13 protein-coding genes are annotated in these 14,198 nt (G+C 72.6%); 6 read left to right on the top strand and 7 right to left on the bottom strand.

Translation table 11 applies throughout. The features are described from left to right. The first annotated feature begins 31 nt into the window (after positions 1 to 31). Both mnmA and E9998_RS15565 read left to right on the top strand, forming a co-directional pair. Positions 32 to 1,141, top strand: coding sequence for a tRNA 2-thiouridine(34) synthase MnmA (gene mnmA, locus E9998_RS15570; protein WP_136530690.1), 1,110 nt, complete (start codon positions 32 to 34; stop codon positions 1,139 to 1,141). Beyond that, positions 1,134 to 2,144 carry a methionine synthase gene (locus E9998_RS15565; RefSeq protein WP_204745469.1) on the top strand — a complete coding sequence of 337 codons (1,011 nt, stop codon included), beginning with the start codon at positions 1,134 to 1,136 and terminating at the stop codon, positions 2,142 to 2,144. Before mnmA ends, E9998_RS15565 begins: the two co-directional genes overlap by 8 nt. A 190-nt stretch (positions 2,145 to 2,334) precedes the next feature. Here the strand turns inward: E9998_RS15565 and E9998_RS15560 are convergent, their stop codons facing one another. Continuing rightward, the gene (locus E9998_RS15560) at positions 2,335 to 2,991 is read right to left on the bottom strand and encodes a sulfotransferase family protein (protein WP_136530618.1); all 657 of its coding nucleotides are present in this window, start codon (positions 2,989 to 2,991) and stop codon (positions 2,335 to 2,337) included. 119 nt (positions 2,992 to 3,110) lie between these two features. After that, the gene (locus tag E9998_RS15555; RefSeq protein ID WP_136530617.1) at positions 3,111 to 4,919 is read right to left on the bottom strand and encodes a DUF4153 domain-containing protein; all 1,809 of its coding nucleotides are present in this window, start codon (positions 4,917 to 4,919) and stop codon (positions 3,111 to 3,113) included. Between the two features lie 175 nt (positions 4,920 to 5,094). Here E9998_RS15555 and E9998_RS15550 point away from each other — a divergent pair, with 175 nt between their 5' ends. The 3 genes from E9998_RS15550 to E9998_RS15540 are packed head-to-tail and all read left to right on the top strand — an operon-like array spanning position 5,095 to position 6,523. Further along, complete coding sequence (locus E9998_RS15550) at positions 5,095 to 5,796, top strand: VIT1/CCC1 transporter family protein (RefSeq protein WP_136530616.1); 702 nt, start codon at positions 5,095 to 5,097, stop codon at positions 5,794 to 5,796. Positions 5,797 to 5,855: 59 nt separating this feature from the next. Continuing rightward, complete coding sequence (locus tag E9998_RS15545; protein ID WP_136530615.1) at positions 5,856 to 6,131, top strand: type II toxin-antitoxin system Phd/YefM family antitoxin; 276 nt, start codon at positions 5,856 to 5,858, stop codon at positions 6,129 to 6,131. Continuing rightward, positions 6,128 to 6,523: a type II toxin-antitoxin system VapC family toxin gene (locus E9998_RS15540; protein ID WP_136530614.1), complete on the top strand. Its 396-nt coding sequence runs from the start codon at positions 6,128 to 6,130 to the stop codon at positions 6,521 to 6,523. Before E9998_RS15545 ends, E9998_RS15540 begins: the two co-directional genes overlap by 4 nt. Before the next feature lie 12 nt (positions 6,524 to 6,535). Here the strand turns inward: E9998_RS15540 and E9998_RS15535 are convergent, their stop codons facing one another. From E9998_RS15535 to E9998_RS15515, 5 genes are all read right to left on the bottom strand, one after another. Beyond that, entirely contained in the window at positions 6,536 to 7,552 is a 1,017-nt protein-coding gene (locus tag E9998_RS15535) for a magnesium and cobalt transport protein CorA (RefSeq protein WP_136530613.1), read from the bottom strand. An 87-nt stretch (positions 7,553 to 7,639) separates the two neighbouring features. Then, positions 7,640 to 8,260 carry a TetR/AcrR family transcriptional regulator gene (locus E9998_RS15530; protein WP_136530612.1) on the bottom strand — a complete coding sequence of 207 codons (621 nt, stop codon included), beginning with the start codon at positions 8,258 to 8,260 and terminating at the stop codon, positions 7,640 to 7,642. A gap of 9 nt (positions 8,261 to 8,269) precedes the next feature. Further along, the gene (locus E9998_RS15525) at positions 8,270 to 9,007 is read right to left on the bottom strand and encodes an ABC transporter permease (protein WP_136530611.1); all 738 of its coding nucleotides are present in this window, start codon (positions 9,005 to 9,007) and stop codon (positions 8,270 to 8,272) included. A 2-nt stretch (positions 9,008 to 9,009) separates the two neighbouring features. Next, positions 9,010 to 9,741, bottom strand: a complete 732-nt coding sequence (locus E9998_RS15520) for an ABC transporter ATP-binding protein (protein ID WP_136530610.1) — start codon at positions 9,739 to 9,741, stop codon at positions 9,010 to 9,012. Positions 9,742 to 9,998: 257 nt separating this feature from the next. Continuing rightward, positions 9,999 to 11,390, bottom strand: coding sequence for an alkaline phosphatase PhoX (locus E9998_RS15515; RefSeq protein WP_158299827.1), 1,392 nt, complete (start codon positions 11,388 to 11,390; stop codon positions 9,999 to 10,001). 239 nt (positions 11,391 to 11,629) lie between these two features. Here E9998_RS15515 and ligA point away from each other — a divergent pair, with 239 nt between their 5' ends. After that, entirely contained in the window at positions 11,630 to 13,894 is a 2,265-nt protein-coding gene (ligA, locus tag E9998_RS15510) for an NAD-dependent DNA ligase LigA (protein WP_136530608.1), read from the top strand. Positions 13,895 to 14,198 lie beyond the last annotated feature (304 nt).

The raw sequence follows: 14,198 nt of genomic DNA, 5'->3' as shown, positions 1-14,198 counted from the left end.
CGCGAGCCCGGCTAAGGTTGACGACGTGAAACTGCGAGTACTGGCCGCCATGAGCGGCGGCGTCGACTCGGCCGTCGCCGCGGCCCGCGCCGTCGAGGCCGGGCACGACGTCACCGGCGTCCACCTGGCGCTGTCCAAGAACCCCCAGACCTACCGCACCGGGGCACGCGGCTGCTGCACCATCGAGGACTCCCGCGACGCCCGCCGCGCCGCCGACGTCATCGGCATCCCCTTCTACGTGTGGGACATGGCCGAGCGCTTCCACGAGGACGTCGTGGAGGACTTCTACGCCGAGTACGCCAACGGGCGCACCCCCAACCCGTGCCTGCGCTGCAACGAGAAGATCAAGTTCGCCGCCGTCCTCGACCGCGCCGTGGCCCTCGGCTTCGACGCCGTCGCCACCGGCCACTACGCCCGCAAGGGCGAGGACGGCCTCCTGCGCCGCGGCGTCGACCCCGGCAAGGACCAGTCCTACGTCCTCGCCGTGCTCACCCCCGCCCAGCTCGCCCACTCCCTCTTCCCGCTCGGCGACACCCCCAAGGACCTCGTGCGCGCCGAGGCCGAGGAGCGCGGCCTCGCCGTCGCCCGCAAACCCGACAGCCACGACATCTGCTTCATCGCCGACGGCGACACCTCCGGGTTCCTCAAGAACAGGCTCGGCTCCAAGGACGGCGAGATCGTCGACTCCGCCACCGGCGAGGTCCTCGGCAGCCACGACGGCTCCCACCAGTTCACCGTCGGCCAGCGCCACGGCCTGGGCCTCAAGCGGCCCGCCGCCGACGGGCGCCCCCGCTACGTCCTGTCGATCACGCCCGTCGACAACCGCGTCGAAGTCGGCCCCCGCGAAGCCCTGCGCGTCGACCGCATCCGCACCGGCCGGCCCGTCTGGCTCGCCGCCGAGCGCACCGGCGACTTCGACGCCCAGGTCCAGCTCCGCGCCCACGGCGAGGTCTACCCCGCCGTCGTCACCGCCGACGCCCACGGCCTCACCGCCGTCCTGCGCAAGCCCGCGTACGGCGTCGCGCCCGGCCAGGCCCTCGTCGTCTACGACCCCGACGCCGAGCACGGCGACGCGGTCCTCGCCTCGGGCACCATCGACACCGCCGACGCCGCCGCACCGGTCGAGGCCGCCGGTGTCTGAGCCCGCGCCCGACGCCGCCCTGCCCTCCGGCGTCGCCACCGGCGTCGGCTCCATGCCCGGCACCGACGTGCGCGAAGCCGTCAACGTCGTCTTCGGCGAACTCCCCGAATGGCCCCACCTGCCCGAACTGCCCGCCCGGGGCCTGGGCGCCGACATGATCGGCCGCGGCGCGGCCCTCCTGGTCGACCTGCCCGTCCAGTGGTGGGCGTTCCGCTGGGAGATGGCCGACCTGCCCGGCGTCGACGCCCGCCGCGCCGCCGACTTCCTCGAACGCGACCTCGACGCACTCCACGAGACCGCCGCCGCCGGACCCGTCCGCCTCACCTCCGTCGGGCCGTTCACGCTCGCCGCGAACCTGTGGCGGCGCACCGGCGGCGCCATGATCGCCGACCCCGGCGCGGTCGCCGACCTCACCGCCTCCCTCACCGAAGGCCTGCGCCGCCACGTCGCCGCCGCCCAGGCGCGGATGCCCGGCGCGGCCCTGTCGATCCAGATCGACGAACCGAGCCTGCCCGCCGCGCTGGCCGGGCGGGTCAACAACGAGTCCGGCCTGGACTTCTACCGGCGCGTGCCGGTCGAGGTCGCCCGCGAGCGGCTGCGCGAGATCGCGGACGCGGTCGGCGTGCCGCTGGTCGTCCACTGCTGCGCCCCCGACGTGCCCGTCGGGCTCCTCGCCGAGGCCGGCGCCCGCGCGGTCGGGATCGACCTGACGCTCCTCGACCTCGACGACGTGCCGAAGGTCGACGCCCTGGGGGAGTACCTCGACGGCGGCGGCCGGCTCATCGCCGGGGCCGTGCCCGCCATCGGATCGGCCCACCCCGGCACCGCCGCCGCGGCCGCCGACCGCGTACTGGCCCTGTGGAACCGGCTCGGCTTCGACCCTGAACTTCTTCCGCGCCAGGTCGCCGTCGCGACCGCGTGCGGCATGGCCGGGGCGAGTCCTGACTACGCCCGATTCGCGATGGAGGCGAGCCGCGAGGCCGCCAGGCGACTCCACGGCTGATCGCCGTCACCGGGAGATCCGGCGGGCCTTCGCGCGGCGCCGTGCGCATCCGGTCCACGGCTGAACATCGTCACGAGGCGATCCGGCGAGTCCTCGCGCGGGGCCGTGCGCATCCGGTGCGCACTCGCGGGTGCGGTGGTATCGACCGTGAGGCCCGACCGGGTTCCCGCGGAGGTCCGTGTCCGTCCTCTCAGGACTCCCGGACCAGGGATTCCGGCACGCCTCCGGGCGGCACTTGGCCCTTGCGCTCGTGCCAGTCCCGCGTCGTGTTCAGGTACGGGAACGGCTCCTCGGGCACCGGCAGGTCCAGCGCCGCGCACAGCGGCTCCCAGCCCGCGCCGGTCGTGAACTCGACCAGGCGTTCGGGAGGGATCGTCGCGCGCACGCGCTCGTGATAGCGCTCGTAGGCCTCCTCGACCGCGTCCCGGTCGCTGCGGGGCGCGCCCGGGAACGTCTTCTCCCAGATCGCGTCGATCATCGCCGACCAGGCCGGGGTCTTGAAGCCCTCGGTGTCCATGCCCGTGAAGATCGTGTTGGTCGCGCTCGACCACCACGTCTCGAACCGGTCGCGGCGCGAGAGCACCACCACCGCCTCGGGGTAGCGCTCGGCGAGCTCGGCGTAGAAGGCAGAGGCGGGCCAGTCGACGGCCGAGGCGTAGCCCGACAGGATCGCGTCCCAGTCGGCGCCCTCGCCGCGCGCGGCCGCCAGGAACACCGGCGGGTCGGTCTCCACGCGCCGGAACACCTCCGCCATGTGGTGGCACGGCGCCCCCAGCAGCGTCTCCAGTGCGCTCTTGAGCGTCATGGTCCCGGTGCGCGGGAGCCCCGCGCCGATCACTCGCAGCATCCCCCCAAGTTACGAGACCGCTACGGGCGCCGTCGAACCGGTGCGCCGAAGCGTCCAGTCCGCCTGTTCGAAACTCGGCGGCGGCGCGGTGTCCCGCGCCGCCGCCGGATAAAGGAACGTCAGTACCCGAATCGGGTCGGGCACTCCTCCCAGCGCAGCGACTGGTCGTGCTCCTCCCGGAACTCCTCGGCCCGTTGATACCCGAGGTTCCACGTCAGCACGGCCCGGTCCTCGCTGCGGGAGGGCGCCACCACGCAGGCGCGGTCGGCCGCCGACAGCTCCTCGAATTCCGGCACCGCGTCGTCCGAGAGCCCCGCGAGGTAGACCAGGTCCAGCTCGTGGTCGTGGTCGAGGTTGTACCGGGCGATGAGCGCGTCCGGGTTCACCGCGGCCAGGCCCAGCAGCGCCAGGGCGCCCGAGGCGAGGATCGCCCTCGGCAGCCAGGTCGCCCGCAGCTTCCAGCAGCACACCAGGACCAGCGCGAACAGCACCGCCAGCCAGATCTCCACGGTGAAGATCCACACCCGCATCCGCGTGAGGCCGTAGGTCTCGAAGTACGTGTACATGCGGTACAGCGCGGAGGCGACGACGACCATCGACATCAGGCCCAGCGGGCCCAGCAGCGCCCGCACCAGCCACCGGTCGCCCTGCTCGCGCTTGGGTGCCAGCCACGCGGCGAGCGCGATGACCCCCAGCGCCAGGAACGCCACGACGCTCAACTGCCAGAAGCCCTTCCGGGCGTACTCGGCGAACGTGAGCCCTGCCGTGTCGAGCACGTAGTCCTCGCCGCCGAGGTACACGCGCAGCTGCACCGCGATGAACGCCGCGAACAGCAGGTTCAGCGCGCCCAGCGGCACGGCCAGCTCGAAGCGCGAGACCGTGCGGTGCTCCTTGCCGCCCTCGCCGTCGAAGCGCGGCTTCGCGACCGCCGTGTACGTCCAGATGAGCACCAGCGGGAACAGCGCCACGGCCAGCATGAGTCGCAGGACGATCTCGACCGGGTTCAGGTCCGGCAGCAGACTGCCGACCAGGCCCGCGAATGTCGAGTCCGCGGCGGCGAACAACCCGCCGAAGACCAGCAGCAGCGCGACGGTGACCAGCGCGGTCCACAGGCCCCGCATCGTCCTCGACCGCTCGCCGTCCCGGTCGCGGCGCCCGCGCGCGAGCCAGCTGAAGGACGGGCTCAGGCCTTCGAGCCAGCCCATGAACAGGACGACCAGGTTGCCGCTGAAGCGGCGCTGCGGCGCGAGCACCGCGGGCGTGAGCGCGAAGGCCGCGAGCGAGCACAGCGCGACGACCCAGCCGGCGTCGCGGAACGCCGCCACCGACCACAGCGCCGCGACCAGCACCGCGCCGGGCAGCCGCGGCAGCAGGTCCCGCCGGTCGGAGGTCAGCAGCGGGACGGCGACCAGGCCGATGCCGGTGAGCGCCAGGCCGATCCCGACTCCGTCGACGCCGAAGGCCGCCCAGGCGCCGAACAGCGCCAAGGCGATCACGAGCACCGACGCGGTGGAGGAGGCGGCCGAGTCGGGCCGGTGCCAGCGCGGATTCGGCTCGATGAGGCGAGGCGCCATCTGCTGGTAGTACGCCTGCGTCGCCAACTGCTGCTCGTACGCGGTGCGAGGCGGCGGGACGGCGTGCGGCGGTGCCGCGGGCCGGGGCGGCGCGGCGGGAGTCGCGGGCCGGTCGGCTGCCTGCGGCGCCTGCTCGGGCCGGGGGACCGGGGCGGCTTGCGCGGCCGGAGGCGCCTGTGGGGCCGGGGCTTCCTGCGTGGCCGGAGGCGCCTGCGGCGCGGAGTCGGCCTCGGGCGGGCGGGGAGCCGGAGGCGGCTCGGGGGCCGCGGCGGATCGGTTCGGCGCCTCGCCGGGGGCCTCGGGCCCTTCGGCGTCCTCTGATCGCGGCGCGGGGGATTCGTTCGGGTCGCTCATTTCACAGAGCCCCTTCTCATCGGAGGGAGTGCGAGAATAGCCCCCTCGCGCCGCGAAGGGAAGATCCCCAATGGACCCTTCGACATCGACGGCCGGGAATATCGCCCACAGTGGTGCAATTCGCGGCCCGCTGTGAGAACGCCCATGTCACGCAACCTTGTGGTGTACTGGGGCCGTGGCACACGGCGAGGAAGGACCGGGTTCGCTCGGCAACAGGCTCAACTGGCTCCGCGCGGGCGTGCTCGGCGCCAACGACGGCATCGTCTCCACCGCCGGCATCGTCATCGGCGTCGCCGGCGCCACCGCCGACCGCACCGCGATCCTCGTGGCCGGCTTCGCCGGACTCGTCGCCGGCGCGCTCTCGATGGCCGGCGGCGAGTACACCTCCGTCTCCACACAGCGCGACACCGAAGCGAGCGTCGTCGAATCCGAGCGGCGCGAACTCTCCGAGGACCCCCAGGGCGCCGAAGACGAACTCGCCCAGAACCTCCAGGACCGCGGCCTCTCCGCGGCCACCGCGCGCGCCGCCGCCCGCGAGCTCTCCGCCGCCGACCCGCTCCACGCCCACGCCGCCGTCGAGTTCGGACTCGACCCAGACGAACTCACCAACCCCTGGCACGCCGCGATCTCCTCCTTCATCGCCTTCACCTGCGGCGCACTGCTCCCGCTCCTGGCGATCACCCTGCTGCCCGCCGACGTCCGCGTCATCGGCTGCGCCCTCGCCGTCGTCGCCGCGCTGGCCCTGACCGGCTACACCTCGGCCCGCCTCGGCGGCGCCCCGCCCGCCCGCGCCACCCTCCGCGTCATCGCCGTCGGCGCCGCCACCATGGCCGTCACCTACGCCCTCGGCACGGCCTTCGACGTCGCCACCGGCTGAGTGCTGCGCTCGGGGCGCGAGCCGCCGCGAATGTGTCACAAATGTGGTAACATTTCGCCATGGATACCATCGGGCTTCGCGAACTCAGCCATCACACGGCGCAGATCGTGCGCCGTGTCCGCAACGGCGAGACGGTGATCGTGACCGACCACGGACGACCGGTGGTGCGGATGACGCCGGAGCCCGCCACGAGTTCGCTGCTCGCCCGCTTGACGGCGGAGGGCGCGGTCGTTCCGGCGACCGACGACACGCCGTTCACGGTGCCGGAGGGCGACCCGACCGAGCCGTCGCTCTCCGATCGCCTGATCGCGGCGCGCGACGAGGAGCGCTGGTGATCTACCTCGACAGCTGCGCGGTCATCAAGCTGCTGAAGGTCGAGAACGAGTCCGCGGCACTGGTGAAGTGGCTCGGGGACAGGGCCGGCGTCCCCAAGGTGTCGAGCGCGCTCCTCGAAGTCGAGATGGCGCGGGCGCTGCACCGCGACGCCCCGCACCTCCTCGACGACCTGCCGCAGGTGCTCGCGCGGATCCACCGACTCGACATGACCGCAGAGGTGCGATCGAAGGCCGCCGGGTACCGGTACCCGCAGCTGCGGTCGTTCGACGCGCTGCACCTCGCGACCGCCGACCTGCTGCGGGAGGAATTGCACGCCTTCGTCACCTACGACCGGCGCCTGGCCGCCTACGCCGACGCGGCCGGGCAGTCGGTGGTCGCACCGGGCGAGTGACCTCGGCTGAGGTCAGAGCCAGTTGTGGCGCTTGAAGACCGCGTACAGGATCAGCGCCGAGACGACCATCAGGCCCAGTGCCATCGGGTAGCCGAGCGGCCAGGCCAGTTCGGGCATGTGGGTGAAGTTCATGCCGTAGATGCCGCTGACCAGGCCGGGCGTGAAGAGGATCGCCGCCCAGGAGCTGATCTTCTTGACCTGGTCGCCCTGCTCGTGGGTCTCGGCCGCGAGGCGGTGCATCTCGTCGTTCTGGGCCTGGGTCACCAGGGTCGAGTGGACGGTGAGGGCGTTCTGGAGGAGGGCACGGAACGTGTCGGCGCGCTCGACGGCCTTGAGCACGTTGTCGAGCACGTCGCGCATGTCGCGGCGCAGCTCCAGGTCGACCCCGTACTTGTCGAAGCCGGCCTCCAGCGACCGCATGACGGCGACGAGCGGGTGCGTGGCCCGCTGGAAGCCCATCGCTTCGCGGAACAGCTCGTAGATCCGCTGGGTCACGTTGGCGTCGCCGGAGAACATGGCCTCCTCGATCTCGTCGATGTCGTTCTCCAGCCCGGCGATCACCGGCCGGTAGCCGCGCACGACCTCGTCGAGGACGGCGTAGAGCACCGCCTGCGGGCCCAGCGCGAGGAGGTCGGGCTCGGATTCGAGGCGGCGGCGCACGGCCGGGAGGTCCGGGGTCTCGGCGTGGCGGATCGTGATCGCGAAGTTCGGGCCGATGAAGAGGTGGACCTCGCCGAACTCGACCTGCTCGGGCTCGTCGAGGTACCTGGCGGCCTTGAGGACCACGAAGAGCGTGTCGCCGTAGCGTTCGAGCTTGGGGCGCTGGTGTCCGGCGCGGGCGTCCTGGACGGCCAGGTGGTGGAGTTCGAACTCCTCGGCGACGGCCGCGAGTTCGGCGCTCGTCGGGCGGTAGAGCCCGATCCAGGCGAACCCGCCGTGCTCGTGGAGGTCCTCGAAGGTCTGGTCGAGGGTGACGTGGTGCGATTCGCGGACGCCCTTGCGGTAGATGGCGCTGTCGAGGATCGGCATGCGGCCCAGTGTAGGCCCGGGCCTCCCGCGGCCGGGTGCCTCGCGAGGCCGATTCGCGTTCGGGTCCGTCAGGAGACCGTCAAGACCTCAGCGGCCTTCGAGCAGGCGGTCCACCGGCATCGTCAGGTAGCGGTCGATCGTGGGGCCCACCGTCTCGGCCAGCTCCTCGGCGTTCAGTGACGCCAGCGGTTCGAGCTTGAGGATGTAGCGGGTCACGACCAGGCCGAACACCTGGCTGCCGATGAAGCCCGCCCGGACCGGGATGTGGTCGACCTGGTCGCCCAGCGTCCGCTCCACGGTCGTGACGATCCGGTGCTCGAACAGCTGGCGCAGCACGAACGCCATGGCGGGCTTGGAGAGGCTGGAGCGGACCATCGCGAGCAGCTTGTCCTGGTGCGGGCCGTCCCAGATCGCGACGAACGCGTGCATGAGCCGCCCGCCAGCCCCCTCCAGATCCTGTCCCTTGAGGACCCCCTCGACCTCGGGGGCCGGGTCCATCGGCAGCTCGATCGCGGCCAGGAACAGGTCGTCCTTCGACCCGAAGTAGTGGTGGATGAGCGAGGGGTCCACGCCGGCCTCGGCGGCTATGCGGCGCATGGACACCGACTCGAAGCCCTCCTCGGCGAACAGGCGCCGGGCGGCGGCCAGGATCTCGGCCCGGGTGTCGGGATTGCCTGATCGCCGTCCGGCGCGCTTCGCTCTTGCCACGCACCGACCCTAGTTCGTGCGCCGCCGCAGCGTCGCGGCTCCGAGGACCGTTGCGACGAGGACCGCAGCGAACACCACCGCGAGGTCCCCCCACATCGCTCCGGTGACCTCAGGATTGACCTGCACCTCCGCGAGCGCCTTGACCGCGTAGGTGAGCGGCAGCGCGTCGGAGACGCCCTGGAGCCAGCCCGCCATCTGGTCGGCGGGCCAGATGAGCCCGCACAGGAACAGCTGCGGGACGACGAAGACGGGCATGAACTGCACAGCCTGGAACTCCGTGGTCGCGAAGGCCGACACGAACAGCCCCAGCGCCATCCCGAACAGCGCGGTCACGATGCAGATGAGGAAGACCGCCCACGCCGGGCCGGCCGCGTCGAGGCCTAGGAACGCGAACGCGACGGTGGCCGCCACGGTCGTCTGCGCCGCCGCCGCGGCGCCGAACGCCAGCGCGTAGCCGACCACGAGGTCGAGCTTCCCCGTCGGCGTGGTCATGAGCCGCTCCAGCGTCCCGCCGGTGCGCTCGCGCAGGAGCGTGATCGAGGTGATCATGAACATGAGCATGAACGGGAAGGCCGCCAGGAGGATGAGGCCGGTCTTGTCGAAGACCTCCGGCGCGTCGTCCATGATGGCGCTGATGAGGGCGATGATGAGCGCAGGGACGGCCAGGATGAGCCCGACCGTGCGGTGGTCGTTGAGCAGCTGGCGCAGGATGCGGCCCGCGGTGATGAACGTGATGCGGATCGACATGGCTAGTCCGCCCTCTCGAGGTCGCGGATGAGGTGGAGGAACGCGGCTTCGAGGTTCGCGGTGCCGGTGGCCGCCCGCAGGTCGGCGGGCGTGTCGTCGGCGATGAACCGGCCCTCGCGCAGCAGGAGCAGGCGGTCGCAGCGGTCGGCCTCGTCCATGACGTGGCTGGAGACCAGGAGCGTGGCGCCCTGGCGGGCGAGCTCCCTGAACTGGTCCCACAGCTCCTCGCGGATGACCGGGTCGAGGCCCACGGTGGGCTCGTCGAGGACGAGGACCTCCGGCTCGATGACGAGCGCGCACGCGAGCGAGGTGCGGGTCTTCTGGCCGCCGGAGAGGTTCCCCGCGAGGTGGTCGGCGTGGTCGGCCATGCCGACGCGCTCGATCGCGGCCGCCGCCTCGGACCGGCCGCGCCCGTAGAGGGCGGCGAAGTAGGCGACGTTCGCCTTCACCGACAGGTCGGGGTAGATCGAGGCGTCCTGGGTGACGTAGGCGACGCGGCTGCGCAGCGGCTTGGACCCGGCGGGGCGCCCGAGGACCTCGACGGTGCCGGACTTGACCTTCTGCGTGCCCACGACGGCTCTGATGAAGGTGGTCTTGCCGGAGCCTGAGGGCCCGAGCAGGCCGGTGACGGTGCCCGCGGCGACGGCGGTCGACACGCCTTTGAGCACGGGTTTCTTGCCGCGGTCGACCACGAGGTCGCGGACCTCGATCGCGGTGTCGGGGGTGGGTGGCATGTCGTCCTCCAGTGCAGCGACGTCTGATGCCCTCAAGCTACCACAGAAATTCATCACGTGTTGAAATATGCGGCGTGTCGGCCCGCGGGCCCTCGCAGGAACGCCCACCGAGCCCCGCCGGACCGAATCCACGGCGCCGCCGCCTCGCACGCGAAAAGGCCTCGCCGTGCGCGGACGCGAACGGAACCTGGACACGCGAAGGGCCCGGCCGCCCGGCCGGGCCCTTCGTCTTCGTCAATGCCTCAGCGCACGTCGTCTCAGAGCACGCCCTTGCTCCAGGGGCCCCACACCGCCACGGTCACGGCCGACTCCTGCGCCCCGTCGCCGCGGTCCTGGAGGTTCGCGAACAGGACCCGCCCGTCGGGGGAGAAGCAGGCCCCGCGCCACGCGGCGCCGTCCTCACCGCGGGCCAGCGGGAAGACCTCGCCCTCCCGCGTCGCGCCCCGCAGCGCCGGAGCGGCCCCGGCGTTCTCGCACAGGATGAGGTTCCCGCCCGGGGAGACCGCGACGGCGTCCGGATAGGACAGCAGCGCCGCGTCGGGGGACTCGAACACCAGCGTCAGCGTCCCGCCTCCGCGCCCCAGCGGCCGGTACTCCCACAGCTGGCCCTCGCCCTCGTCGCCGCCCGAGGCGGAGGCGAAGTAGACCGCGCCGTCGGCGTAGAAGCAGCCTTCGAGCCGCCCGAACACCGCCGCACCGCGCGCCCAGCCCTGGTTGAACACCGCCAGCTCGTCCGCTTCGGCACCCGCCGGGTCCGGGTCGTCGACCGCGACCCACTCGGCCGCCAGGGACCGCCCGGAGCGCTGCCCGGTGCGCGTGTCGAAGTTCCACGCGCCGCCGACCTTGAGCATCTCCAGCCGGCCGCCCCCGGCCAGGTCGCCCGGCGCGTCGGGCACGTACCGGTAGAACCCGGCCGTGCGCTGATCCTCGGTCTGGTACACCGCGCCCGAACGCGGGTCCACCGCCACCGCCTCGTGCACGAAGCGGCCCATCGCCTTGAGCGGCAAGGGCTCCACCTCGCCCTCCTCGGCCGAAGGGACCTCGAACGCGTAGCCGTGGTCGCGGGCCCAGCCCGCGCCCGTCCCGGCCGTGGTCGCCTCGCACGAGAGCCACGAGCCCCACGGGGTCGGCCCGCCCGCGCGAGCGGCAACGGTGCCCGAAAGGGACCGCCAGACCTCCTCGAAGCGCGGCGCGCCGTCCTCCCAGCGCACCTTCAACGTCGTCGTCGCGCCCGCCCCCAGCGCGTCGTAGCCGCGCCCCTCCTCGGCCGCGGCCGTCCGCGCGCCGTGGCCGCGCACGAGCCGCCACTCCCCGGCGCGCCCGGTCGCGAAGCAGGCCATGCCGCCGTGCGCCGGCGGCGTGGGGACCTTGTCCCGCATGGGCGAGCCCGCCGCGGAGCACACCGCGAAGTCGAAGCCCTCGGGCAGCAGCAGCGTCCGCGACGCGCCCGAATCCGGATCGGTCCGCGTCAGGGCCCGCAGGTCGCCGTACCCGCCGTTGCCCGGGCTCACCCGGTCGCGCTCGCCGTCCCGGGCCCGCACGGCGCGGGCCGACAGGCCCTCCATCGCGCCGACCGCGAAACGCCCGCCCGCGGCGGCGCCGCGGCGCAGGAAGCTCCGGCGGTTCGCGCCGCCGGTCGTCAGAGTCACCACAGCCTGAGCTCCTTCGGTGCCGATGCGCGGCCTGCGAGCCGCGCCGGGGCGGTTCGAGGGACGGGGCCGCGCATTACGCCGCCGATCCTCCCGGCCCGATGCGAGTCGCAGGGAATCACGACCTGAACGGAAGGTGACGGCTTGCATAAGCTTGGACGGGACGATGCGAGTCCTCATGTGAACATCTACCGCTTCGTCCTCCCCGAATCGTCGGACCCAGCTGACACAATGGGGCCGTGAGCACCACTGAGGCCGGCCCGGACGGCACCGAAGACCACGCGGAGGACGCGCCCGCGAAGGCCCCCGGATTCGAGGCGGCCCGCGCCCGGCACGAGGACCTCGCCGCCGAGATCACCGAGCACCGGCGCCGCTACTACGCCGAGGACGCGCCCACCGTCTCCGACGGCCAGTTCGACGACCTCATGCACGAGCTGGTCGACCTCGAGACCGCCCATCCCGAGCTCAAGAACGCGAACTCGCCCACCGAGCAGGTCGGCACCTTCTCCGCGGCGTTCGCGCCCGTCACCCACCTGGAGAAGATGCTCAGCCTCCAGGACGTCTTCAGCCTCGACGAAGTGCAGACCTGGGCCGACCGCGTCGCCGCCGAGGTCCCCGACGAGCCCTACCTCTGCGAGGTCAAGATCGACGGCCTCGCCGTCGACCTCGTCTACCGCAACGGCGCCCTCACCCGCGCCGCCACCCGCGGCGACGGCACCACCGGCGAGGACGTCACCGCCAACGTCGCCACCATCGCCGCCGTGCCCCAGCGCCTCACCGCCGCCGAGGGCTTCGACGTGCCCGAACTCCTCGAAGTCCGCGGCGAGGTCTACTTCCCGACCGCCGACTTCACCCGCCTCAACGAAGCCCAGGTCGCCGCCGGGAAGGCCCCGTTCGCCAACCCCCGCAACGCCGCCGCCGGCTCCCTGCGCCAGAAGGACGCCGCCAAGACCGCCGAGCGCCCCCTCAGCTTCATCGCCCACGGCCTCGGCGCCCTGCGCGGCTTCGAACCGGACTCCCAGTCCCACTCCTACGCCGCCCTCGACGCCTGGGGCCTGCCCACCAGCCCCTACTGGAAGGTCGTCGCCACCCTCGCCGAGGCCTTCGACTACATCGCCGAGTTCGGCGCCAAGCGCCACGCCCTCGTCCACGAGATCGACGGCGTCGTGGTCAAGATGGACCGCCTCGACGTCCAACGCCGCCTCGGCGCCACCTCCCGCACCCCCCGCTGGGCCGTCGCCTACAAGTTCCCGCCCGAGGAGGTCAACACCAGACTCCTCGACATCAAGGTCTCCATCGGACGCACCGGCCGCGCCACCCCCTACGCCGTGCTCGCGCCCGTCCGCGTCGCCGGCTCCGAAGTCGAGTTCGCGACCCTCCACAATGCCGACCAGGTCAAGGCCAAGGGCGTCAAGATCGGCGACACCGTCGTCGTGCGCAAGGCCGGGGACGTCATCCCCGAGGTCGTCGCGCCCGTCGAGGCCGCCCGCGACGGCTCCGAGACCGACTTCGTCATGCCCGAGCGCTGCCCCGAATGCGACTCGCCGCTCGCCCCCGCCGCCGAAGGCGACGTCGACCTGCGCTGCCCCAACGCCCGCTCCTGCCCCGGCCAGTTGCGCGAGCGCCTCGCCTACCTCTCGGGACGCTCCTGCTTCGACGTCGACCGCATGGGCTACATCGCCTGCGCCGCCCTCGTCCAGCCCCTGGAGCCGGCCGAACCGGTGCTCACCGACGAAGGCGGCGTCTTCGACCTCGACATGGACCGGCTCCTGCCCATCCGCGTCGTCGTCCGCGATCCCGACACCGGGCTCCCCAAGATCGACGAGAAGACCGGAGAGCAGAAGGTCGTCGCCTACTTCGCCAACAAGGACGGCGCCCCGAAGAAGACCGCCGAGCAGATGCTGGAGAACCTCCAGACCGCCCGGTCCCAGCCCTTGTGGCGCGTCGTCAACGCCCTCTCCATCCGCCACGTCGGGCCCGTCTCCGCGCAGGCCCTCGCCGAGCACTTCGGCGACCTCGACCGCATCGCCGCCGCCGACGAGGCCGAGACGGCCGCCGTCGACGGCGTCGGGCCCGTCATCGCCGCCGCCGTCAAGGACTGGTTCGCCGTCGACTGGCACCGCGAGATCGTCGAGCGCTGGCGCGCCGCGGGCGTGCGGATGCGCGACGAGGCCCCCGACCCGGCCGCGGCCCTCCCGCAGACCCTCGAAGGGCTCACCGTCGTCATCACCGGCGGCATCCCCGACCACACCCGCGAGGGCGCCGCCGCCGCCGTCAAGGCCCGCGGCGGCAAGCCCTCCTCCTCCGTCTCGAAGAAGACCGGCGCGGTCGTCGCGGGCGACAAGCCCGGCTCCAAGTACGACAAGGCCCTGAGCCTGGGCGTCCCGATCGTGCGCGGCGAGGACTTCGCGCGGTTCCTCGCCGAAGGGCTCCCCGCCCCCGAGTCCCCTGAGGCCCCCGACGAGGAGGCCCCGGCGGTCGGCGACGGGAGCGAACCAGATTGATCACAAGTCGGTAACGATCCGTATTCCAGTGAGGGGGGAGCCTCGTTACAACAAGGCAGCGTCATCCCGTGGACGGTCGCCGCGAGCGCGCCGCCGGGCCGGACCCCTTCGCCCGAACGGGCCGCCGCGTCCGAAATCGACCCCGGGGCCGACTGCCGGCAACGGGTGGATAACGGTTTCAGTTACGAGCATGTCGCGCCTGGTCACAAGTGTGCCGCATGTGCTCCCAGCGTTGTCTGGGAGCGAAATTCGCGATATGACAGAGGAGTCGGCCACGACTGGTCCAAGGTGATTCTGGCGCGTC

The sequence above is a fragment of the Glycomyces paridis genome, assembly GCF_004912155.1.
Taxonomy (GTDB): domain Bacteria; phylum Actinomycetota; class Actinomycetes; order Mycobacteriales; family Micromonosporaceae; genus Glycomyces; species Glycomyces paridis.
The sequence above is the reverse complement of the archived record's forward strand: the minus strand, read 5'-3'. Positions and strand labels throughout refer to the sequence as shown.